Annotated in this window: 19 protein-coding genes and 1 pseudogene; 11 read left to right on the forward strand and 9 right to left on the reverse strand. The window is 71.6% G+C overall.

The genetic code is table 11. From position 1 onward, the window contains the following. From ABZ192_RS34475 to ABZ192_RS34485, 3 genes and pseudogenes are all read right to left on the reverse strand, one after another. Positions 1-236, reverse strand: a pseudogene (locus ABZ192_RS34475) (hypothetical protein); the annotation flags it as partial. A 38-nt stretch (positions 237-274) separates the two neighbouring features. Then, on the reverse strand, positions 275-1,927 hold the full coding sequence (locus ABZ192_RS34480) for a DUF3152 domain-containing protein (protein WP_356928421.1): 1,653 nt from the start codon (positions 1,925-1,927) through the stop codon (positions 275-277). A gap of 8 nt (positions 1,928-1,935) precedes the next feature. Further along, a complete protein-coding gene (locus ABZ192_RS34485; protein ID WP_356928422.1) occupies positions 1,936-2,970 on the reverse strand; it encodes an alpha/beta hydrolase in 1,035 nt (344 codons plus the stop codon). A gap of 301 nt (positions 2,971-3,271) precedes the next feature. On the opposite strand from ABZ192_RS34485, the gene ABZ192_RS34490 reads away from it, so the two are divergent. The 4 genes from ABZ192_RS34490 to ABZ192_RS34505 all read left to right on the forward strand — a co-directional run bounded on the left by ABZ192_RS34490 (position 3,272) and on the right by ABZ192_RS34505 (position 5,220). After that, the gene (locus tag ABZ192_RS34490; protein WP_356928423.1) at positions 3,272-3,496 is read left to right on the forward strand and encodes a hypothetical protein; all 225 of its coding nucleotides are present in this window, start codon (positions 3,272-3,274) and stop codon (positions 3,494-3,496) included. Positions 3,497-3,703: 207 nt separating this feature from the next. Beyond that, a complete protein-coding gene (locus ABZ192_RS34495; RefSeq protein ID WP_356928424.1) occupies positions 3,704-4,351 on the forward strand; it encodes a TetR/AcrR family transcriptional regulator in 648 nt (215 codons plus the stop codon). Positions 4,352-4,486: 135 nt separating this feature from the next. Further along, positions 4,487-4,714 carry a DUF3107 domain-containing protein gene (locus tag ABZ192_RS34500; RefSeq protein ID WP_031114311.1) on the forward strand — a complete coding sequence of 76 codons (228 nt, stop codon included), beginning with the start codon at positions 4,487-4,489 and terminating at the stop codon, positions 4,712-4,714. A 236-nt stretch (positions 4,715-4,950) separates the two neighbouring features. After that, a complete protein-coding gene (locus tag ABZ192_RS34505; protein WP_356928425.1) occupies positions 4,951-5,220 on the forward strand; it encodes a hypothetical protein in 270 nt (89 codons plus the stop codon). Positions 5,221-5,408: 188 nt separating this feature from the next. On the opposite strand, the gene ABZ192_RS34510 is transcribed toward ABZ192_RS34505, so the two are convergent. After that, positions 5,409-6,164, reverse strand: a complete 756-nt coding sequence (locus tag ABZ192_RS34510; RefSeq protein ID WP_208641468.1) for a ferritin-like fold-containing protein — start codon at positions 6,162-6,164, stop codon at positions 5,409-5,411. A 476-nt stretch (positions 6,165-6,640) separates the two neighbouring features. Between ABZ192_RS34510 and ABZ192_RS34515 the strand changes: the two genes are divergently transcribed. Next, positions 6,641-9,325 carry a DEAD/DEAH box helicase gene (locus tag ABZ192_RS34515; RefSeq protein WP_356928490.1) on the forward strand — a complete coding sequence of 895 codons (2,685 nt, stop codon included), beginning with the start codon at positions 6,641-6,643 and terminating at the stop codon, positions 9,323-9,325. A gap of 145 nt (positions 9,326-9,470) precedes the next feature. Next, on the forward strand, positions 9,471-10,370 hold the full coding sequence (locus tag ABZ192_RS34520; RefSeq protein WP_356928426.1) for an alpha/beta hydrolase: 900 nt from the start codon (positions 9,471-9,473) through the stop codon (positions 10,368-10,370). On the opposite strand, the gene ABZ192_RS34525 is transcribed toward ABZ192_RS34520, so the two are convergent. Further along, positions 10,367-11,260 carry an NYN domain-containing protein gene (locus tag ABZ192_RS34525; protein ID WP_356928427.1) on the reverse strand — a complete coding sequence of 298 codons (894 nt, stop codon included), beginning with the start codon at positions 11,258-11,260 and terminating at the stop codon, positions 10,367-10,369. The two genes, ABZ192_RS34520 and ABZ192_RS34525, sit on opposite strands and share 4 nt — an antisense overlap. A gap of 204 nt (positions 11,261-11,464) precedes the next feature. Here ABZ192_RS34525 and ABZ192_RS34530 point away from each other — a divergent pair, with 204 nt between their 5' ends. Continuing rightward, positions 11,465-11,641: a hypothetical protein gene (locus ABZ192_RS34530; protein ID WP_167337993.1), complete on the forward strand. Its 177-nt coding sequence runs from the start codon at positions 11,465-11,467 to the stop codon at positions 11,639-11,641. A 135-nt stretch (positions 11,642-11,776) separates the two neighbouring features. Further along, a complete protein-coding gene (locus ABZ192_RS34535) occupies positions 11,777-13,873 on the forward strand; it encodes a serine protease (protein WP_356928428.1) in 2,097 nt (698 codons plus the stop codon). A 12-nt stretch (positions 13,874-13,885) separates the two neighbouring features. Here ABZ192_RS34535 and ABZ192_RS34540 read toward each other — a convergent pair whose 3' ends face one another. From ABZ192_RS34540 to ABZ192_RS34550, 3 genes are all read right to left on the reverse strand, one after another. After that, positions 13,886-14,491 (reverse strand): MarC family protein, encoded by a 606-nt coding sequence (locus ABZ192_RS34540; protein ID WP_356928429.1) that lies wholly within the window; start codon positions 14,489-14,491, stop codon positions 13,886-13,888. A 157-nt stretch (positions 14,492-14,648) separates the two neighbouring features. Then, positions 14,649-15,506, reverse strand: coding sequence for a PHP domain-containing protein (locus ABZ192_RS34545; RefSeq protein WP_356928430.1), 858 nt, complete (start codon positions 15,504-15,506; stop codon positions 14,649-14,651). Between the two features lie 194 nt (positions 15,507-15,700). Further along, positions 15,701-16,342: a DUF6758 family protein gene (locus tag ABZ192_RS34550; protein ID WP_356928431.1), complete on the reverse strand. Its 642-nt coding sequence runs from the start codon at positions 16,340-16,342 to the stop codon at positions 15,701-15,703. Between the two features lie 159 nt (positions 16,343-16,501). On the opposite strand from ABZ192_RS34550, the gene ABZ192_RS34555 reads away from it, so the two are divergent. Further along, positions 16,502-17,725, forward strand: a complete 1,224-nt coding sequence (locus ABZ192_RS34555) for an MFS transporter (RefSeq protein WP_356928432.1) — start codon at positions 16,502-16,504, stop codon at positions 17,723-17,725. Between the two features lie 30 nt (positions 17,726-17,755). Here the strand turns inward: ABZ192_RS34555 and ABZ192_RS34560 are convergent, their stop codons facing one another. Beyond that, on the reverse strand, positions 17,756-18,340 hold the full coding sequence (locus ABZ192_RS34560) for a suppressor of fused domain protein (RefSeq protein ID WP_356928433.1): 585 nt from the start codon (positions 18,338-18,340) through the stop codon (positions 17,756-17,758). A 460-nt stretch (positions 18,341-18,800) separates the two neighbouring features. On the opposite strand from ABZ192_RS34560, the gene ABZ192_RS34565 reads away from it, so the two are divergent. Continuing rightward, positions 18,801-19,916, forward strand: a complete 1,116-nt coding sequence (locus tag ABZ192_RS34565; protein WP_356928434.1) for a magnesium and cobalt transport protein CorA — start codon at positions 18,801-18,803, stop codon at positions 19,914-19,916. 23 nt (positions 19,917-19,939) lie between these two features. Next, positions 19,940-20,452, forward strand: coding sequence for a hypothetical protein (locus ABZ192_RS34570; protein WP_356928435.1), 513 nt, complete (start codon positions 19,940-19,942; stop codon positions 20,450-20,452). The last annotated feature ends 5 nt before the right edge of the window (positions 20,453-20,457 follow it).

Raw genomic sequence — 20,457 nt, forward strand, 5'->3', positions numbered from 1 at the left:
CATGGACGCCCGCCCTGTCCCTCGCTGCGGGCGGCACCGCCATGGTCCTGCTGTTCCTGCTCCTTGCACGACTCCTGCGGATCCAGGAGCTGCGCCGGTACGGCGGCCAGCAGCCGCCTGGTGTAGGGATCCTGCGGCGCCCCGTACACCTCGCCGACGGGCCCTTCCTCGACGATCCTGCCCTGCCGCATCACCGCGACCCGGTCGCTGACCTGGCGTACGACGGCCAGGTCGTACGTCAACGCGGTACCTGGGCCGACCCCTGGGGCGCTTGTCAGCTCCCGGGGTAAGGCCAGGGGTTGGCGCGGCAGCGGATGCCGTCGTGGTCGAGGAACTTGGTCTGCTGCTGCATGACCGGGGCGAGGCCGCCGTCCTTGTCGCAGGTGACGTGGCCGTAGCCGAGGCGGTGGCCGACCTCGTGGTTGATCAGCATCTGCCGGTAGGCGTGGATCTTGTCACCGTACGTCTCCGAGCCCTGCGCCCACCGGTAGGCGTTGATCATCACGCGCTCGGTGGCGGCCGAGTCGCAGGAGACGTTGTCCACGGTGGTGTCCAGACCGGACTTGGCGCACCAGTCGGCGGTCGTGCCGGGGCTGGCGAGCGTGATCACGAAGTCGGGCTTGCCGGAGTAGATCCGCTCGAAGGTACGCGCGCCGTTGTGGGCCCAGCTGCGCTGGTCGTTGAGCGTCTTCTGCACGGCCTCGGCGAACAGTTCGGCGTCGAGCCCGAGCCCCTGCTCCACGTCCACGCGATAGGTGAACTTCTGCCCCGTCCCCGGCGCCGCGGCGATGCCGGGCACGGCGTCGAACTTCCCCGAGCCCTTGAGCTTGGCGCCGAGCGGGTACGTCCTGCCCATCTTCTCGTCGTACGTCAGCGTCTTGGCGCCGGGGGCCGGTACGGGTGCCCGCCCGTCCGCGCGGGACGGGGAGTCCCGGAGGTCGCGGGCCTGGTCGGTGGCGGACTGCGACTGCACGTCGGAGCCGCCGGAGTCGTCGGTGACCTGACCGGCGACGATCACGGCCAGCACGGTGGTGACGGCGGCGGCCGCGATGCCGGGGAAGGCACGGCCCTTGCCGCCCTTGACCGGGGCGGGCGCGCCCGTGGGCGCCGTGTCGTCGTCATCGCCGGCGCCGTCGTCGGAGCGGATGCCGGCCGGGGCGCCGGCCTTCCAGTCCGACATGGAGGCGTAGGCGTCCGCCGCGTGTGCGGAGGCGGGCGTACGGGGTGCGAAGACGTCGTCCTCCTCGTCGAAGGCATTGAGATACTCCTGCCGCGGCCCGGGCCCGGGGGCCCGTCGCTGCCGCGGTATGGGAGCACCACTGCCCCTCAACTCACCCCAGCCACCCCCGGCTTCGCGCTGCTCGGGGTGGTCTCCCCGGGCTTGGGGGAAGCCGTGCGCGGGGGTGCCGTGCGCCGGAGTTCCATCCGGAAGCCTCGGAACGCCGTGCGCCGTCGTCCCATCCGGAAGCCTCGGAACGCCCCGCGCCGGCGTGCCGTCAGGAAAACGCGGCAGCCCACGCGCCGGCGTCCCGTCGGGCAGGCGCGGAGCGCCGTGCACGGGCGTGCCGTCCGGCAGCCAGCCGTCCGGAAGCCGCGGCATCCCGTGCGCAGGCGTCCCGTACGAAGGCCCAGACGAAGCCGTTCCGTGCGCAGAGGACGGATACGAAGGAGTTCCATGCGCAGGCGTCCCGTGCGCAGGCGTCCCGTCCACCGTCGCGGGCCGAGGCCCCGGTGTCCGGCGCGGTCCCGCACCCGGCGGCGGCCAGCCGCCCTGCGACGCGGCCCGGGGCGGAGCCGTCCGGCCTCCCCGGCTCATGTCCGCTGTCTGGCCCGGCCCCTGTCCCGGCCCGGTCCGGCCGTCCCGTACTTCGGTTGTGTCCGCGGTGTCGCCCTTGGCGACCGGCCCACGGCGGCTGTGGCGTCCCACGTCGCGCCTCAGCCCCCCATGCTCTCGTCGGTGCCCACTTCGTCCACGGCCTCGTCCGCGCGAGCCCGCTTCGCTCGCCGTTCGCCCAACTCCCCGGCTTCTGCGATGAGTTCACGAAACGCCATGGCCACCGTCTCCGGGTACTCCATCATGGCCACGTGTCCCGCGTCCGGCAATGTCACCAGCCGCGAGTCGCGAAAGGCCCGGGCCGCCTTCTGTGCCATCCGGAAGCCTACGAGTTGGTCACGACCACCGTAGACGAGGAGGGTCGGCGCGAGAACGCGTTCGGCCTGGCGCCACAGTCCGTGCTGGCCACCCAGCGTGTACGCGTTGACGATCCCGCGGGCGGAACGCGCCATGGCGTCCCAGAAGTACGGCAGCCGAAGCCGCCGCTCCATCTCGTGAACGGCGTTGCTGAATCCTTCCGGCGTCACCCGTCCAGGATCCCCGTAACACAGCGCCATCACGCCGCGGACGCGCTGCTCCACCGTCCACTCCCGGGTCAGCCGGGTGAAGAGCGGGGCGACCCCGGGCACCGCCAGCAGCGCTGTGGGCACGGCGGTGCGCTGCACGCGGATTTCGGGCAGGGCAGGTGACACGAGCGTGAGCGTACGGACCAGATCGGGCCGTACCGCGGCGACACGGGTGGTGATGGCGCCACCGAGCGAGTTCCCGAACAGGTGCACGGGGCCGCGCCCCGTGGTGTCGAGGTAGCGGATGACCGCGCGCGCGTGGCCCATGACCGAGTAGTCGCCGTCGTCCGGCGGCGGCGAGTCGCCGAAGCCCGGCAGGTCGAGGGCCTCGTTGTCGACGACGTCGTCCAGCAGCGGCATCAGCGCCGACCAGTTCTGCGAGGAGCCGCCGAGTCCGTGCACGTACAGCGCCGGCGCCAGCCCCTTGCGCGCCGGGGGCCTCGACCGCACCGCCAGCGTGAACCCGGGCAGCTCGACCGAGCTGAGCCGCTCGCCCTCGGCGACCCTGACGGCCGCCACCTTCGGCAGCACGTTGGCGGGCGGCACGAACGGCAGCTCGGTCGAAGACATGCGGCAATGTTACGAGACGATCACGTAGTGACTCATGTGTTCGCCGTCACAAGAATCGGCCATGCGGGAGGGGCACACGAGGTGAACACGGGGAAGGCGCGGGGAAGGAAAGGCACCCAGAAGGCAGGGAGGCACCTGGGAAGGACAGGGCACAGCAGAAGCAGTCAACGGGATGCGCACTGCGTCACGTCCCGGACGCGGATCGCATAGCGTCCGGATCGGGTGTCTCCTAGGCTCGTAGAGAGGGCACCCGCGTGTGGCCCCTGCATTCCCAGGGACGTTCGTAGGAAGGGAGCCCAGCATGGCCGTAGACCCGACCGACCCGGAGACGTTCGAGGCCGAGGAGGAGCCGGAGACGCCGGAGTACGACGTCGAGGCGCCCGAGGTCGACGCGGCCGAGCAGCACACGGACGTCGCGCCGAACCGCGACGACCCGCTGACCGGTGTCGACCCGGACCGCGCCAATGAGGCCGACCTGGTGGAGCAGGCCCGGATCGTCTCTCTCGACGAGGACGACTACCGGTGACGCATGCCGCCGGGTGGCGACGAGGAACTGCACCGAGCAGGAAAGGAGCCGCATTTTGCCCGCTCTGACCCTGTTTGAAACGTTCTCAACCGCTTTCGTAACCGTCCGGTCCGTGAAATTCTGCGCTCTCACCGCGCACACCACGGTTACCGAAAAGTACGATGGCGACGCGGCCAGATCCGCAGTTGGACGACTTTGGGAGGCGGCGTGACAGCCATCGAGCAGACAGAGGCGGTACGCCCGCGGGGCACACGCCTGCCACGCCGTGCCCGACGGAACCAGCTTCTGGGCGCTGCCCAGGAGGTCTTCGTGGCCCAGGGCTACCACGCGGCCGCGATGGACGACATCGCCGAGCGCGCCGGCGTCAGCAAGCCGGTGCTCTACCAGCACTTCCCGGGCAAGCTCGACCTGTACCTCGCGCTGCTGGACCAGCACTGCGAGTCGCTCATCCAGGCCGTGCGGAACGCGCTGGCGTCGACGACCGACAACAAGCAGCGCGTCCGGGCGACCATGGACGCCTACTTCGCGTACGTCGAGGACGACGGCGGCGCCTTCCGCCTGGTCTTCGAGTCGGACCTGACGAACGAGCCCGCCGTGCGCGAGCGCGTCGACAAGGTCACCACCGAGTGCGCGGAGGCGATCCGCGACGTCATCGCCGAGGACACGGGCCTGTCGCGCGCGGAGTCGATGCTGCTCGCCTCGGGCCTGGGCGGCCTCGCCCAGGTGGTGGCCCGGTCCTGGCTGAACAGTGACCGCAGCGTGCCGCGCGACCAGGCCGTACAGCTGCTCGCCTCGCTGGCGTGGCGCGGCATCGCGGGCTTCCCGCTGCACGGAACCGACCAGCAGCACCACTGAGGGCCGCTTTGTTCCCGCCCGCTGTTCGCTCGTGGCGTTCTCGGGCGGAGCATCGCGGTCCCCTCACCGGGCTAATGTGTGCTGCGTACGGCGCGGAAGGTCGCGCACATCACTGACCGTCGGAGGGACATAGCCGTGGAGGTCAAGATCGGCGTGCAGCACGCGCCCCGCGAGATCGTTCTGGAGAGCGGTCAGAGTGCCGAGGAGGTCGAGCGGGCGGTGTCCGAGGCGCTGGCCGGGAAGTCGCCGCTGCTGACCCTCGTGGACGAGCACGGCCGCAAGGTCCTGGTCCCGGCCGACCGTCTCGCGTACGTCGAGATCGGTGAGCCGGCCCCGCGCAAGGTGGGCTTCGGCGCTCTGTAGGCGCAGGTGCGGACGGGGCGGGACGGCTGTCGGCCGGCCCGCCCCGTTCGTGTCCCCTCTCCGGGCGGCACCCGCGCGACACCCGCCCCACATCCGTACGGACACCCCGTGCGGCACACGGGTTCCTCCACGGATGGAGCACAGTTCACCCACAGAAGTAGGTTGGATTCCGCAGGTCAGGGGTAAGACGGGCTACGACCGATTTAGGCAGCCGGCCATGTGGGAGGGACCCCGACATGCTCCTGGAAGCGCTGAGTTCCGCGATTCTCGGCCTGGCTCTGTCATGGGCGGCCACGCATCGCCTGGCGCACCGGCTCCCGGCCCGCCCCCTGGTCCTGTCGACCGGCGTCGCGGGCGCCCTCTTCGGGGCCTTCGTCATGCACAGCGCGCTGGACGCCGGGCACCTGCTGGTGGTGCTGCTCGGCGCGGTGATCGTCTCGGTCGCCTCGCTGTCGCTGCTGCTGCGCCCCGCGGGTCGCCTGCGCCGACGATCGGCGACGGCGTAGCCGTCAGCCGCACGGAACCCCACGCGCCGGCCGACACCGGCCCGCAGCCACGAACCGGCCGGAACCACCCCGGCGCGTAGCGCCCCACGGCAGCCACGATCCTGCGCGGAGCGCCACACGACCGCGCACCACAGGACCGGCGCACCGCACGACCGGCGTCCCACGCGACCGGCCCCCTGCGCGGAGCGCTACGCCGCCAACCCCAGTGCGGCCATCCGCTTCGTGTGCGCCTCGGTGATGCGGGAGAACATCTTGCCGACCTCGGCGAGGTCGAAGCCGTCCGCGACGCCGCCCACCAGCATGGTCGACAGCGCGTCCCGGTCGGCGACCACCCGCTGGGACTGCGACAGGGCCTCGCCCATCAGCCGCCGCGCCCACAGCGCGAGCCGCCCGCCTACGCGCGGGTCCGCGTCGATCGCGGCACGCACCTTCTCCACGGCGAAGCCGCCGTGCCCGGTGTCGTCGAGCACGGCCAGCACCAGGCCGCGGGAGTCGGAGTCCAGCCGGGCCGCGACCTCCCGGTAGAAGTCACTGGCGATGGAGTCGCCGACGTAGGCCTTGACGAGGCCCTCCAGCCAGTCCGAGGGGGCCGTCTGCTTGTGGAACCCGTCGTAGGCCGCGACGAACGGCTCCATCGCCCGCGTCGGCTCCTCCCCGATCTCGGCGAGCCGGTCGCGCAGCCTCTCGAAGTGGTGGAACTCGGCCGACGCCATCTTCGCCAGCTCCGCCTTGTCCTCCAGCGTCGGCGCCAGCTTGGCGTCCTCCGCGAGCCGCTCGAACGCCGCCAGCTCCCCGTACGCGAGCGCACCGAGCAGGTCCACGACCGCGGCGCGGTACTGAGGGTCGGCGGAGGCCGTCGCCCAGTCCCGGGCGGCGACTCCGGTGTGTTCGGCCGGGGTGGCGGTGGTGTCCGAGGCGTTCTCAGGCTTGTCAGAGCTCGTCATGAAGCGCACAATAGCCCGCCCGCCGGGAGGCGTAAGGCCCTGGTCAATCAGTGTGACGACGACTACGTGACCAAATCGGCCGTCGCGAGTGCGGGATTCCGGGGTATGGTGGTAATGCGCCTGCTGGTACGTCGACGTACCTCGACAGGCCGCACGTATGAGGATGCCCGGTCGGTGGCCCGATCGGCTCCGACCCGACAGACCTCCCGTCCATACGGCAGATTGCGTACGGATGCCGGAGGGACACCCTCAGCGGCATGAGCGCTAGAGCGTCGGCGCGGTCCCGTGCTCTACGGCCCGCCCGTAGGCAGCCGACGTCCCCGGCACGGTCCGACAAGACCCCCGCGCTCGCCTCGCGCCGCCCACACAGAAGAGGCAGCACCCTGACTACGACGTTCCGAGAGCTCGGAATCCTCCCCGAGACAGCCGAGGCCCTGGAGGCCGTCGGCATCACCACCGCCTTCCCCATCCAGGAGATGACGCTTCCCGTGGCCCTTTCGGGCGCGGACGTCATCGGCCAGGCCAAGACCGGCACCGGCAAGACGCTGGGCTTCGGCCTCCCGCTCCTCGAGCGCGTCACCGTCCCCGCCGACGTCGAGGCCGGACGCGCCAAGCCCGAAGACCTCACCGACGCCCCGCAGGCGCTCGTCGTCGTCCCCACGCGCGAGCTGTGCACGCAGGTCACCAACGACCTGCTGACCGCGGGCAAGGTGCGCAACGTGCGTGTCCTCGCGATCTACGGCGGCCGGGCCTACGAGCCCCAGGTCGACGCTTTGAAGAAGGGCGTCGACGTGGTCGTCGGCACCCCGGGCCGGCTGCTCGACCTCGCCGGGCAGAAGAAGCTGAACCTGAAGCACGTCAGGTGCCTGGTCCTCGACGAGGCCGACGAGATGCTCGACCTGGGCTTCCTGCCCGACGTCGAGAAGATCATCAACATGCTTCCGGTGCGGCGCCAGACCATGCTGTTCTCGGCGACCATGCCGGGCGCGGTCATCGGACTGGCCCGCCGCTACATGTCGCAGCCCACGCACATCAGCGCCACGTCGCCGGACGACGCGGGCAAGACGGTCGCGAACACCAAGCAGTACATCTACCGCGCGCACAACATGGACAAGCCGGAGATGGTCGCGCGGATACTGCAGGCCGACGGCCGGGGACTGGTCATGGTCTTCTGCCGTACGAAGCGCACCGCCGCGGACCTCGCCGACCAGCTCCAGCAGCGCGGCTTCGCCTCCGGCGCGGTCCACGGCGACCTCGGCCAGGGCGCCCGCGAGCAGGCCCTGCGGGCGTTCCGCAACGGCAAGGTGGACGTCCTCGTCTGCACCGACGTAGCCGCCCGCGGCATCGACGTCGAGGGCGTGACGCACGTCATCAACTACCAGTCGCCGGAAGACGAGAAGACGTACCTGCACCGCATCGGCCGTACGGGCCGCGCGGGCGCCAAGGGCATCGCGATCACGCTCGTCGACTGGGACGACATCCCGCGCTGGCAGCTCATCAACAAGGCGCTGGACCTCGGTTTCAACGACCCGCCGGAGACGTACTCCACGTCCCCGCACCTCTACGCCGACCTCGGCATCCCCGAGGGCACGAAGGGCGTCCTGCCGCGCTCGGAGCGCAAGCGCGCCGGACTGGCCGCGGAGGAGCTGGAGGACCTGGGCGAGACGGGCGGCCGGGGGCCGCGCGGACGCGGTGGCCGCGGCCGCGGCGGCCGGGACGAGTCCCCGTCGGCCGACCGCGAGCGTTCGGAGCGTACGCCGCGACGCCGCCGCCGTATGCGCGGCGGAACGCCGCTGGACGGCACGCCGGAGTCCGCCGGCACCGCGGCTGTGGGCACCACGGTCACGGACGGCTCCGCCGAGGCGGAGGTCGTGACGGCTCCTCGCACCCCGCGTCGCCGTCGCCGCACCCGCGGCGGCTCCCCGGCCGCCGAGTCGGCGCCGGTCACGGCGGTCGAGTCCGCCGCGTCCGCACCGGCGGAGAACGCCGTGGCGACCGCGGAGGGCACGAGCACGGAGGCGGCGAAGCCGCGCCGGCGCCGTACGCGCAGGTCCGAGACGCCGGCGGCGGAGGCCGCGGTGACGCCTTCGGCTGCTGTGGACACCCCGGCGCAGGCGGACGCGGATGCCGCGTCGGCCGTGGCCGCCCCGGTGGCCGAACAGCCCGAGGCGCCTGCGGCCACGCCGCGCCGCCGCACCCGCAAGACCGCGGCTGCCTCCGCGGCCGAGCAGGCGGTCGACACGGCCGAGGGAACCATCGAGCCCGCACCGGAGCCGACGGAGACCAAGCCGCGCCGCACCCGCAAGACGGCCGCCGAGCCCGAGGCCCCTGCCGCTCCGGCCGAGGCCACGGAGACCAAGCCGCGCCGCACGCGCAAGGCGACCGCCGCTGCGGACGCCGAAACCGCCGACGTCAAGCCGCGCCGCACGCGCAAGGCAGCAACCGCAGCGCAGGACGCCGTCGACACGGCCGAGACCGCCGAGGCCAAGCCCCGGCGTACGCGCAAGGCGACGGCGGCGACCGAGGACGCCGCCGGCGAGGCACAGGCCACCGAGCCCAAGCCCCGCCGCACGCGGAAGACCGCCGCAGCGGCCGAGACCGCCGTCGACACGGCCGAAGGCACGGAAGCCAAGCCGCGCCGCCGCACCCGCAAGGCCGTCGAAACCGCCGAGCCCGCCGAGTCCGTCGCCGCCGGAATCCCGGCCCAGACGGCTCAGGAGCCGGAGGCCGCCGAGGCCAAGCCGCGGCGTACGCGCAAGGCGACGGCCAAGGCCGTGGCGAGCGTCGACACGGCCGAAGCGACCGAGGCGAAGCCGCGCCGTACGCGGAAGACGGCAGCGGCCGCCACGGCTGCGGATGCCGAGACCGCCGAGGCCAAGCCCCGCCGGACGCGGAAGACCGCGGCAGCGGCCGAAGCGGCCGCCGACACGGCCGAAGGCATGGAAGCCAAGCCGCGCCGCCGCACCCGCAAGGCCGTCGAAACCGCCGACATCCCGGCGCAGGCCGGGCAGGAGCCGGAGGCCGCCAAGCCGCGTCGCACGCGGAAGTCGGCAGCGGCAGCCACGGCCTCCACCGAGGTCGCGGACGACGCGGCCGAGGCGAAGCCGAAGGCCCGCCGCACCCGCAAGGCCACGGCCGCCGCGGAGCCCACGGAGGGCTGACACTCCCTCGATGGCCCGGCCCCACCGCGTGTGGGGCCGGGCCATCGGCATTCCCGAACGCGGCCCGCCCGCGTCTGCACCGGCCGCCACCCACCGGGCGCCCGCTACCAGCCCGCCACCTCACCCCAGCCGCTACCCTCACCCCGTGACCAGGCAAGCCACCTTCACCCCACCCCCGGGCGCCCGCGCATACCCCCTGCGCACCACTCGCGGCGAGTTCGCCGTCGTCGACTCGTCGCCGAAGGCGGGGTCCGAGTCGGGGTCGGAGCCCAAGGGCGTCGCCCTGATGCTGCCGGGATTCACCGGCAGCAAGGAGGACTTCAGGCTGCTCCACGAGCCGCTCGCGGAGCGCGGGTACCGGGTCGTCGCCGTGGACGGGCGGGGGCAGCACGAGTCGCACGGCCCCGTGGACGACGAAACCGCCTACGCCCAGCGGGAACTGGCCCGGGACGTGCTCGCGCAGGCCGAGGCGCTCGGCGGGCCCGTGCACCTCGTCGGGCACTCGCTCGGCGGGCAGATCGCGCGGGCGGCCGTACTGCTGGACCACTCCCCCTTCCTCTCCCTCACCCTGGTCTCGTCCGGCCCGGCGCAGATCTCCGTCTCCCAGCAGCAGCGCGTGAAGCTGCTGCGGGACGCGCTCGCCGTGCTTTCTATGGAGGAGGTGTGGGAGGCCATCCAGGCGATGGGGCCGCCGGAGGAGGTCGGCGGGCCGGCTCGCGGCCCCGGCGATCCGGAGCAGTTGCGCCGCCGCTGGCTGGGCCACAGCCCCGCCCAACTCCTCGCCACCGGGCGCCAGTTGTGCACCGAACCGGACCGGGTCGACGAACTCGCCGCCGTGCCGCTGCCGTTCCACGTCCTGTCGGGCGCGCACGACGACACCTGGCCGGTGGCGATCCTCGACGACATGGCCGTGCGGCTGAACGCGCACCGCACGGTCATCGCGGGCGCCGAGCACTCCCCGGGCGCCGACCAGCCCCTGCCGACCGCCCAGGCCCTCGCCGACTTCTGGGACAGGGTCCGCCAGGACAACACCCACACGGCCTAGTACTGCGTCTGGAGGTGCTCCCAGAAGCCGTCCCGCAGTGCGCGCCGTAGCTCCGCCTGGCCGCGCAGCGAGTACTGCAGCAGGCCCTCCGCCTCCACGAGCAGGTCCTGGTCCACCGAGCCGGGCAGGTAGGGATGGCCGGGCAGCAGCTCGACCAGCGTGTCCCGGCCGCGGGCCGCCAGCCACTTCGCCGCGATCTGCGCGCCCACGAACCGCACGTCGTCACGGGTGGGCCGGCCCGTGGTGGCCTCGTAGGCGGGTGCCGCGCGGCGGGAGAGGTAGGGCTTGAAGAAGTCCAGGTCGAAGGTGCGCTGGCTGTCGACCTCCCACAGGAGGGGCTCCGCCTGGTTGCGGCCCTCCGGTGCCTCGATGCCCCAGAGGTGGACGCGGGCGCCGTACCCCTGGGCCGCCTCCACCGCCGACACCAGGTCCTCGTCGCCGCCGAGCAGGGCCGCGTCGCTGATGGCGCGGTGCCGGGCGAGGGACTCCAGGTCGCTGCGGATGAGAGAGTCGACGCCCTTCTGCTGGTTGCTGGAGTTCAGGTTGCCCAGCCGCACCTTGACATCCGGCAGTTCGGCGATGCTCTGCTGCTCCGCCGTGTGGATGCGGCGACGGGCGCCGTCGTACCAGTAGACCCGCAGGAGCCGGCTGTCCGCGAAGATCGTGCGGGCCGTGTCGATGAGCGCGTCGATCAGGCCCTCGGCGTCGAGGTCGAAGGTCCGGCGGTCCTCCGTACCGGCGACGAGCCGTCCCGCGGCCGCGTACAGGTACCCGGCATCGACGAAGATCGCATGGGTCGAGGGTGTCTTCGCCACCTCGGCGAGCATGCGCTGGAGCAGCTCGTTGGTGCGGTCGATGCGGGCGCTCAGGGCCGCGAGGTCGTCGTTCATCACCTCCATTGTCCCGGCGGTCACGCTGCGAACACAACCGGTCCCGGTCGGTCCCGTAACGACAGCCTTACGGCTCAGTAATTAGCCGGACGAAAAATTTCCTTAGCGTAGGGAATGTTTCAGCCGCCCCGTGCGGTTGACCCATACGGAACACCGGGCACCGCTGCCTCGTGGGCCGACCACCGAGTAGTTCTCCTCAGGAGGATGACCAGACGAAGGGAGAAGCCCTTGCGCTTCGAAATCATGCACCTCGACGACGTCGACGGCACGCCCGTGGACACGACCGTCGTGGACGCCGCCTCCGTCAACCGCATCGTTCAGCAGGCCGCCGCCACAGGGCAGCGCCTCTGGATCCGCCCGGCCGGGACCACGGCCTCATAACGCGCGACGCTCTCCCACACGTCAAAGCCCCCGCACGGCATCGGCCGTGCGGGGGCTTTGCTGTTGCGGGCCTCCGTGGTGGCGGGCGTACTGGCTGAGGGGGACGGCGAGAGCGAGAACAGGACGGTGGGCCGCATGTCGGTGACGGGCCGGTCGAACGAGGAACTGCACGAGCGGGCCACGGCCGAGGCAGCGCGGCGGTACGAGGAATCCGCCGCGGAGCGAGAGCGGGTCGAGGGCCGGATCGCGGCCGGTGTGCGGTTCCCGGACAACCCGGACGCGCTCGCCGTGCGCGCCGACCGGATCCTCGACCGGGGCGGTCTGTCGCCCTCGGCGGTGGTGGCGGACATCCGCGGCGAGGCCATGGACCTGCCCCAGGCCAACGAACGCATCATCGACCTGTCGAACGAGCTCCAGGCCTGGAGCTTCCTGCCGCGCGGGGTCAGGGCCGGAGCCACGGTGGCCCGGATCACCCTGCGCCGCGACGGGCGCGAGCTTCCGCACGGCACCGGCTTCCTGGTCTCGCCGCGGCTGCTGATGACCAACCACCACGTGCTGCCCGACGAGGGCTTCGCCCGCCAGTGCTTCGCGGAGTTCAACGCCCAGGTGACGGTCGACAACGTCCCCGACACCGCCGTCCGCATGGAGCTCGACCCGGGGAGCTTCTTCGCCGCGGACAGGCGGCTGGACTTCGCCCTCGTGGCGGTCACGCCCGCCCTCGACGGCCGTCCGCCGGGCGAGATCTTCGGCTGGAACCGGCTCAGCGTGCAGCTCGGCAAGCTGGTGCTCGGCGAGAGGGTGAACATCATCGGTCACCCGGACGGGCGCCTCAAGGAGATCGTCCTGCGTGACAACGCGGTGCTGGTACGGCTCGACGACTTCATCCAGTACCGGACCGACACCCGCCCCGGAAACTCGGGCTCCCCCGTCTTCAACGACCAGTGGGAGGTCGTGGCCCTGCATCACAGCGGCGTACCGAAGAAGGACGACCAGGGCCGCGTCCTGCGGAAGGACGGCAGGCCCTGGAGCCAGGGCGACGGCGACGACGCGATCGACTGGGTCGCCAACGAGGGCGTCCGCATCAGCTCGATCCTCAAGCACCTGGCCCGGCTGGACCTCGACCCCGGGCGCCGCGCGCTGCTGGCCGAGATGGGCCCGGACTCCGGCCTGGTCCAGAGCACGGCCGCCCTCGCACCCCGGCCGGACAGAGGCACGCCGCTGTCCGGCGTCACGACCCCGGCGGGCCAGGACGTCCCCGTGACGGCGGCCATGCCCGGGAGGGAGGCCGGGACGACCCGGACGCAGGGCCCCAAGAAGGGACGCCCGGCCCGCAGCACCGCCTTCGGCGGCCGTCGGCACCTGGTCTTCCTGCACGGCAGGGACCAGCAGAGCAAGGATCCCGACGTCCTCCGCCGGGAGTGGACGTCCGGCCTGAACCGCGGCCTGACGCTCGCGGCACTGCCCACGGTCGAGCCGGAGGACGTGTGGTTCCCGTTCTACGGCACGCGACTGGCCGGCCTGGTGAGCGGGCGGGAGAGCACGGTCCGGCCCGTCGGACTCGACGAGGTGAGCGCCGCCGCTGCCGCCGAGGTCTTCGCCGCCGAATCACCCACCGGCTCCTACGAGCAGCTGCTCTACGAGGCGGCCGCCCGGGCCGGCATGCCCCAGAACGGGCCGGCGGCCACGGAGGGTTTTGGAGCGGGGCTGGTCGGCGCACTGCACCGGCCGCTGAGCTGGCTCGCCGCCCGGTCCGATCTGGACGAGTGGACCATCGCCACGTTCCTGCGGGACGTCGATCTGTACCTCGGCGACGGCTCCGTGCGTCAGGCGGTGCTGGACAGCGTGCTGGAGACGATGCCCACCACGGGCGAACTGGTGCTGGTCACGCACAGCCTGGGCACGGTCGTCGGCGTGGACCTGCTGACCCGGCTCCCGGACGGCCTCGATCCCGTACTGCTGGTCACCGCGGGCAGCCCGCTCGGACTGGACGGCGTCAACGAGCGGCTCCTGGCCCGCGGCCCGCACCGGCCGCCGAAGGTCCGCGACTGGGTCAACGTCTGGTGCCCCACCGACGCGGTGGCCGTCGGCTGCCCCCTGGAGGACGAGCGGTGGGGCAAGCTCACGCAGCTGGCCGTCCAGAACGGCCGGGACCGCGCGCACAAGATCGAGGAGTACCTCGCCCACGAGAAACCGGCCAGGGAGATCGGCACGGTACTCACCCGCACCGCGTGACCCGGCGACCCCTCAGCCGCCCTGGATCACCTGCGTGACCCCGTTGATGATCTGCTGCACGGCGATCGCGGACAGCATCATGCCCGCGAGCCGCGTCACCAGGACCACACCGCCGTCCTTGATGATCCGGATGATCACCAGCGAGTAGCGCATGACCAGCCACAGCACGACGTGGATGGCGAGGATCGCCGTCCACACGGAGACCTGCGTGGCGACGCTGTGGGCCTTCTGCACGGCGAGGATGACCGACACGATCGCCCCCGGCCCGGCCAGCAGCGGCATGCCCAGCGGCACGAGGGCGACGTTGACGTCCTTGGTCTGCTTGGGCTCGTCCGTCTTGCCGGTCAGCAGGTCGAGGGCGATCAGCAGGAGCAGCAGCCCGCCCGCGATCATCAGCGCGGGCACGGACACGTGCAGGTAGTTCAGGATCTGATGCCCGAGCAGCCCGAACACGGTGATCACACCACCGGCAACACAGACGGCCTGGAAGGCCATCCGCTTCTGCACCTTGCCGGGCCGTCCGGCGGTGAGCGCGAGGAAGATCGGGGTGATCCCGGGGGGATCCATGATGACGAAGAGGGTCAGGAACAGGGAGCCGAAAACGGCGAGGTCGAACATGACAGCGATGGCCTTGCGGGGTGGGTGACAGAACGCGGCGGACAGGGCAGCACGTATCGCTGCCGCGACCGTTGTGGGCAGGCGTTCCGCATGGCGGAACGGGTGGGCACAGCCAGCAGCGCCGGGTGCCTGACAACGGACCTACAGGACAGAGACCTCAGACCCCGCCAGCCCCCGGCACCGGAAACGCCCCGAAGGCCCGCCGCGTGATCTCCCCGTACACCTCGGGATCCGTCGTGTACTCCCCGAGCACACACGTCTTCCGGCTGCCGTGATAGTCACTGGACCCGGTCACCAGGAGCCCCAGCTCCTTCGCCAGCCCCCGCAGCCGCGCACGCGTGTCCGTGTCGTGGTCCATGTGGTCGACCTCGACACCATCCAGCCCGGCCGCGGCCATCTCGGCGATCGCGGCCTCCGGAACCGTACGCCCCCGCTTGTTCGCCCCGGGGTGCGCGAACACCGCGACTCCGCCGGCGCCCTTGATCAGCCGGATGGCCTCGAAGGGGTCGCTCTCGTGCTTCTCCACGTAGGCCCGGCCGCCGTCGGCCAGCCAGTCCTGGGTGAAGGCGTCGCTGACGGTCGGCACGACGCCCAGCTCGACGAGCGCGGTCGCCACGTGCGGACGCCCGACGGACCCGTCACCGGCGATCCGCGCCACCTGCTCCCAGGTCACGGGCACGCCCAGCTCCTGGAGCTTGGCGATCATGCCCTGCGCCCGGGGCACCCGGTCGTCCCGGACCAGCTCACGCTCGGCGAGCAGCGCCGGCTCCTCGGCATCGAAGAGGTACGCCAGCATGTGCATGCTGATGCCGTCGAGCCGGCAGGAGAGCTCGGCTCCGGTGACCAGCGTGAGCCCCTCGGGCAACGAGGCGATCGCCTCGGCGTGGCCGCGGGTGGTGTCGTGATCGGTCAGCGCGACGACGTCCAGTCCGGTCGCGGCGGCCTTCCGCACCAACTCGGCGGGAGCGTCCGTACCGTCGGAAGCGGTGGAGTGGGTGTGCAGATCGATACGCACGACGCGGACTCCAGACACTGACGGGACGAGCAGGGCTGCTCCAGGATAACCACACTTTCGACCACCCCTGTCACACCCGAACCCCCCGAGCGCCCCCTACAACAACACACCCCCGAGGGGCGCGGGGAACTGCGCGACAAGCCAGAGACCACCCGAAGCCGCCCGCACACCCGAAGCCCTATCCCCCCTGGGCGCTACGGCTCGAGCAATCGGGGCGACAGAGCCCCGCACGGCACCAGCTCCACCTCCGCTCCGGCCTCCCGCAGATCCGCCAGCACCAACTCGTCGTACATCAGCAAGCCCGACTGCTCCGGCCACACGACCGCCCACAGCCACATCCCGAGCGCCTCACCGGCGAAAACCGCACGATCGTCCGGCGCACCGGACACATGCCACAGCGGCGTCGGACGCCCGGCGGCGAGCACCTTCGCCTGCGCCGGCTTCCCGACGTCGATGTACGGCCCCGGGTCCGGACCCTCCATGCCCGCGTACCGCGCACCGAGTCCGACGCCGAGTTCCTCCGCCACCAGGATCAGCTCACCCACCCCGCCGAGCGGCCCGGGCCCCGTGCAGGCCACGGCCGTGGCGCGGCCGCCCGTGCGGTCGTCCCCCGCGCAGGCGACGCCCGTGAACAGCCAGCCGACCGGCAGCGGCCAGGGCATCCACACCGGCACCTGGGTGCGGTGCACCACGACGTTGAGGGCGTCGACGCTGGGCGGTATCACGGGCTGCACCGGATGGACGGTGCCGTGCACATCGCACTGCCACGAGTCGGAGAAGAGGCCGGGAGCCCTGACCCGGCCACCACACTTCGGGCAACTGGGTTCGCCCCTCATAGGGCCCCACGGTCCTACCCGCGCCCCGCCGCGTCAAGGACGATCACCCAACCGGACGGAACCCTTCACTCCCGCACTAGCTGTAGCTTGCATTAATTAGCCTCTCTAACTTAGTATATGTATATACCAACTACTTTCGTCCGGGAAAGGGAGCACACAATGGACCCCTTCGACGCCGGAGCGGGCGGCCTCCTGAAGCAGCCCAAGTCCGTGTGGGCGACCGCGGGGGCGTCGGTCGTCGCCTTCATGGGCATCGGACTCGTCGACCCGATCCTGCCGTCCATCGCCCAGGGCCTGCACGCCACGGCCAGCCAGGTCTCCCTGCTCTTCACCTCGTACTTCCTCATCACCGCCGTCGCGATGCTGGTGACCGGCTTCGTCTCCAGCCGGATCGGCGGCCGGAAGACGCTGCTGCTCGGCCTCGCGTTCGTCGTGGTGTTCGCCGGACTCGCCGGCACCTCCGGATCCGTCGGCGAACTGGTGGGCTTCCGGGCCGGCTGGGGCCTCGGCAACGCGCTGTTCGTCTCGACGGCCCTCGCGGTCATCGTCGGCGCGGCGGCCGGCGGAAGCGCGGCGGCGATCCTGCTGTACGAGTCGGCCCTCGGCCTCGGCATGGCGTGCGGTCCGCTGCTGGGCGCCCTGCTCGGCGACGCCAGCTGGCGCTACCCGTTCTTCGGGACGGCGTTCCTGATGGCGATCGGCTTCCTGTGCATCACCGTGTTCCTGAAGGAGCAGCCGAAGCCGGCCCGCAAGACCTCGCTCCTTGACCCGGTCAAGGCCCTCGGCCACGGCGGCCTCGCCTCGGCGGCGGTCTCGGCGTTCTTCTACAACTACACGTTCTTCACCGTGCTGGCCTTCACGCCGTTCGTGCTGAACATGAGCCCGTACCGGTCGGGTGCGGTGTTCTTCGCCTGGGGTGTGCTGCTCGCCGTCTTCTCGGTGATCGTGGCGCCCCGGCTCCAGGAGCGGTTCGGCTCGCTGAAGGTGCTCGGCGGTTCGCTGGTGCTGCTAGCGGCCGACGTGCTCGTGCTCGGCTACGGCTCCCACACGACGGCCGTCGTCTGCACGATCCTGTCCGGCGCCTTCATCGGCGTGAACAACACCGTCTACACCGAGCTGGCCCTCGGCGTCTCGGACGCGCCCCGGCCGGTGGCGAGCGCGGGCTACAACTTCGTGCGCTGGTTCGCCGCGGCGGCCGCCCCCTACTTCGCGCCGAAGATCGAGGAGTGGACCGACCTCCACATCCCGTTCGTCGTGGCGGCGGTCACCGCGGTCGTGGGCGCACTCGTGGTCGTCGTACGGCGGAAGGCCCTCACGCACGAAGCCGAGGAGCTGGAGCCCAAGCACGCGACCGAGGACGGTGTCGCCGTCTTCGCCAACTGACGCTTCACGGCCAAGCGTTGGTGAGCTTCCTCACTCCAGCGGGACGGACTTCCGGGACGGATCCCGGAGGTCCGTCCCCTGGTTCAGCCACCGCTCCTGGAGCGCCTGCGCGCCGTGCACGCGCTTCCAGGCGGCCTCGTTCGGGGTCATCGGCAGCAACGGCAGGAAGCGAACGGGGTCGAGGGGCTCGTCGAGCTCCAGGTCCTCGACCAGGCCGCCCGGCTCGGCGACAAGGACCGAGGTGAAGGGAGCGCCGGGCCACAGCGGTTCGCCGACGTCGAGCGAGGCTCCCGGGGCCACGACCAGGCCCTCCACCTGCGGAGACGCGGCGAGTACGGCGAGCGGGCGGAGCACCTTGTCGGTGTCGGCCAGCCCCGCACGCACCGAGAGGACCAGCTCGGCGCGCGGGCCCCTGACCGGGTCGGCGACCACCGCCGTGGGCTCGGTCATGGGGTGCGCGGACATGCCGAGCGTGGCGTAGCGGACGATCTCTCCCTCCTGGAAGCGGAGCACCTCGATGCGGTCCGTGCCCAGGAAGGTGACCGCCGCGCGCCCGTCCGGTTCGCCCAGCGCGCTGCGCAACCGGGCTTCGACCAGAGGAAGAACATGTGCCATGCGGCGAGCATAGAACTCGTCAGTAGCGGGCAAACAAGCGCCTTGACACGTCGGGCGACTGATACTCTTGCCCGGTGGTTCGGGGCAGCACGCAGAAGCGTCGCGATCAAGCCCCGACGCCGAAGGAACTCCCTTACGAGGGACCGGCCGGAGGAGGTGGGACTGCAATGGACCGAAGTCGACCGTGCAGTAGCACCACGCTCTTCCCGCCGCTGACGTAGCTGTTCTGGCTCTGGCTGGTCGCCACCTCTCGCACTCGCTTCACGCGGAAGAGCGCTTCGTTTCGCTTTGCCTGATCTGCCTCAGTAGCTGAATCAGTAACGAGACTCGCCACCGCGACGGTGCGGTGCTCCCCGCTTTGTGGACGTGCCAAACATCATCAGTCCCAACGTCCTCATTCCGGGTAGTTCCACCTGTCGGGTCCGGCGCCTTTTCGTTGCCTGTCGCGAAGGAGCCCGCCATGTCGATGATCCGCGACCTGCGCGCCGTCGTCCGTCCGTCCCGCGTGTCGCTGCGCAAGGAGGGCGGGACGTACGACGCCACCCGCAGCCCCGCGACGTCCTCCGCCGTCGTCGACTGCGCCGTCTACCGGGACGGCCGCCGCATCGAGACCGAGACCTCGCTGACCCCGCACGAGGCGGTGCGCCTGGCGCGCCGCGACGGCGGCTTCGTGTGGATCGGCCTGCACGAGCCGACCGAGGCCGAATTCTCGGGCATCGCCAGTGAGTTCGGGCTGCACCCGCTGGCCGTGGAGGACGCCGTCCAGGCCCACCAGCGGCCCAAGCTGGAGCGCTACGACGACTCCCTCTTCACGGTCTTCAAGACCATCCACTACGTGGAGCACGACCAGCTCGACGCCAACAGCGAGGTCGTCGAGACCGGCGAGGTCATGTGCTTCACCGGACGGGACTTCTTCATCACCGTCCGGCACGGCGGACAGGGCTCCCTGCGGGCCCTCAGGCACCGGCTCCAGGACGACCCCGAGCTGCTGGCCAAGGGCCCTTCGGCGGTGCTGCACGCCATCGCCGACCACGTCGTCGACGGCTACATCGCGGTCGCCGACGCCGTGCAGGACGACATCGACGAGGTCGAGACCGAGGTGTTCTCCCCGGGGCGCAAGGGCTCGCCGCGCGGCTCGGACGCCGGACGGATCTACCAACTCAAGCGCGAGGTGCTGGAGTTCAAGCGGGCCGTGTCGCCGCTGTTGCGGCCCATGCAGCTGCTGAGCGAGCGGCCGATGCGGCTGATCGACCCGGACATCCAGAAGTACTTCCGGGACGTCGCCGACCACCTGGCCCGGGTCCAGGAGCAGGTCCTCGGCTTCGACGAGCTGCTCAACTCCATCCTCCAGGCCAACCTCGCGCAGGCGTCCGTGGCGCAGAACGAGGACATGCGCAAGATCACCTCGTGGGCCGCGATCATCGCCGTGCCGACGATGGTGTGCGGGGTGTACGGCATGAACTTCGACCACATGCCGGAGCTGCACTGGCGGTACGGCTACCCGGTGATCATGGGCATCACGGTGGTCATCTGTCTGGGCATCCACCGCACGCTGAAGCGGAACGGCTGGCTGTGAACGGCGTGGATAGGCTGGGGGCCATGACAAGCGAGCTGCTCGGCCAGGCCCTCGTCGAGGAGGCCACGAAGAAGTCCGGCCTCGTCTGGGTCCAGGGCCCCGACGGCCCGGCGCGTGCGCTGTGGCACGTGTGGCACGAGGGCGCCGCGTGCCTGGTCGGCGACGGGCCCGGCGAGCAGCCGCTGCCGCATCTGGCCGACGGGGCCGAGGCTCAGGTGACGGTCCGCAGCAAGGACAAGGGGGGCCGGCTGGTCTCCTGGGCGGCGCGGGTCACCGAACTCGCGCCGGGCTCGGAGGCGTGGGACGCGGCGGTCGCCGAGCTCAAGGGCAAACGGCTGAACGCGCCCGACGGCGAGGCCATGACCGAGCGCTGGGCCCGCGAGTGCCGGGTACTGCGCCTGGAGCCGACCGGGACGAGGGCACCGCTGCCCGACGACTCCCTGTCCGAGCCGCCGCTGCCGACCCCGGCGACCACCCGCCGGCCGATTCCGGCGGGTCTGCCCCGCCTGCTGCTGAAGAAGCGCAAACGCACCTGACGGCC

The sequence above is a fragment of the Streptomyces sp. NPDC006235 genome (assembly GCF_040613735.1).
In the GTDB taxonomy this organism is placed as follows: Bacteria; Actinomycetota; Actinomycetes; order Streptomycetales; family Streptomycetaceae; genus Streptomyces.

Bases quoted from the DNA above. Each gene is read 5' to 3' on its own strand.
- ABZ192_RS34535 (WP_356928428.1), top strand. From the start codon at position 11,777: ATGTCGGTGACGGGCCGGTCGAACGAGGAACTGCACGAGCGGGCCACG.
- ABZ192_RS34570 (WP_356928435.1), top strand. From the start codon at position 19,940: ATGACAAGCGAGCTGCTCGGCCAGGCCCTCGTCGAGGAGGCCACGAAG.
- ABZ192_RS34515 (WP_356928490.1), top strand. From the start codon at position 6,641: ATGACGCTTCCCGTGGCCCTTTCGGGCGCGGACGTCATCGGCCAGGCC.
- ABZ192_RS34485 (WP_356928422.1), bottom strand. From the start codon at position 2,970: ATGTCTTCGACCGAGCTGCCGTTCGTGCCGCCCGCCAACGTGCTGCCG.
- ABZ192_RS34540 (WP_356928429.1), bottom strand. From the start codon at position 14,491: ATGTTCGACCTCGCCGTTTTCGGCTCCCTGTTCCTGACCCTCTTCGTC.
- ABZ192_RS34555 (WP_356928432.1), top strand. From the start codon at position 16,502: ATGGACCCCTTCGACGCCGGAGCGGGCGGCCTCCTGAAGCAGCCCAAG.
- ABZ192_RS34530 (WP_167337993.1), top strand. From the start codon at position 11,465: ATGACCAGACGAAGGGAGAAGCCCTTGCGCTTCGAAATCATGCACCTC.
- ABZ192_RS34560 (WP_356928433.1), bottom strand. From the start codon at position 18,340: ATGGCACATGTTCTTCCTCTGGTCGAAGCCCGGTTGCGCAGCGCGCTG.
- ABZ192_RS34565 (WP_356928434.1), top strand. From the start codon at position 18,801: ATGTCGATGATCCGCGACCTGCGCGCCGTCGTCCGTCCGTCCCGCGTG.
- ABZ192_RS34490 (WP_356928423.1), top strand. From the start codon at position 3,272: ATGGCCGTAGACCCGACCGACCCGGAGACGTTCGAGGCCGAGGAGGAG.
- ABZ192_RS34505 (WP_356928425.1), top strand. From the start codon at position 4,951: ATGCTCCTGGAAGCGCTGAGTTCCGCGATTCTCGGCCTGGCTCTGTCA.
- ABZ192_RS34510 (WP_208641468.1), bottom strand. From the start codon at position 6,164: ATGACGAGCTCTGACAAGCCTGAGAACGCCTCGGACACCACCGCCACC.
- ABZ192_RS34525 (WP_356928427.1), bottom strand. From the start codon at position 11,260: ATGAACGACGACCTCGCGGCCCTGAGCGCCCGCATCGACCGCACCAAC.
- ABZ192_RS34550 (WP_356928431.1), bottom strand. From the start codon at position 16,342: ATGAGGGGCGAACCCAGTTGCCCGAAGTGTGGTGGCCGGGTCAGGGCT.